Origin of the sequence: Pelomicrobium sp. G1 (assembly GCF_051905455.1) — a bacterium.
GTDB lineage: Bacteria > Pseudomonadota > Gammaproteobacteria > Burkholderiales > UBA6910 > Pelomicrobium.
Window position 1 is genome coordinate 1 of sequence record NZ_JBQACR010000182.1, and the last position, 355, is coordinate 355.

1 protein-coding gene is annotated in these 355 nt (G+C 59.2%); it reads left to right on the top strand.

Annotation, left to right across the window (positions count from 1 at the left end):
• Nucleotides 1–26: 26 nt before the first annotated feature.
• Nucleotides 27–281 (top strand): EAL domain-containing protein, encoded by a 255-nt coding sequence (locus tag ACTFO6_RS18080; protein ID WP_439935783.1) that lies wholly within the window; start codon nt 27–29, stop codon nt 279–281.
• Nucleotides 282–355 lie beyond the last annotated feature (74 nt).

Below are 355 nucleotides of genomic sequence, written 5' to 3' on the forward strand. Positions count from 1 at the left end.
AGCCCTAACCGACCGAATCCGGCGCAATGTGCGACCCGGAGCGGGCCGTGGAGGTCCCGCGCGCCCTGGCCTCGGCCGGCTTTGCCCTTGCCATCGATGACTTCGGCACCGGATATTCTTCGCTTGCCTACCTCAAGCGCTTTCCGGTACAAAAGCTCAAGATCGACATCTCGTTCGTGCGTGCCATGTTGAACGATCGCAGCAATTATTCCATCGTGAGCACCATTGTCGCGATGGGGAAAAGCCTTCAGCTCAAAATACTCGCCGAGGGCGTGGAATAGGCCGCCCAGGTGTACACACTGCAGGCATTGGGTTGCGACGAAGCACAGGGGTATTACTTCGACCAGCCACAGCC